Annotated in this window: 1 pseudogene; it reads right to left on the reverse strand. The window is 58.4% G+C overall.

Features of this window, described 5'->3' with window-relative positions:
* Window positions 1-61 precede the first annotated feature (61 nt).
* Window positions 62-238, reverse strand: a pseudogene (locus E0D98_RS27250) (phage tail tape measure protein); the annotation flags it as partial.

A 238-nucleotide genomic window follows, 5' to 3' on the forward strand; every position in this document is an offset into this window, starting at 1 on the left:
CACCGACGGTTTCTCCGTCACCTGCATCCCTTCCCGGGGACACCAGTGAAGGGTCTTAATCTCATCCACTCAGCATTCCTCCGTCACGACGCATGGATAACATCACCGCCTGTACCCGCTGGTCAATCAGTTGCACAAGGGTGCCCGCCGCTTCCGGCCCTATCTGCCCGTTAGCGCCGTCATTCTGAATGGCGATGTGGTACACCGGAGAATACACCAGACCCGCACTGCCGTTCAT

The organism is Escherichia sp. KCJ4928 (assembly GCF_004352695.1).
Lineage (GTDB): Bacteria > Pseudomonadota > Gammaproteobacteria > Enterobacterales > Enterobacteriaceae > ECMA0423.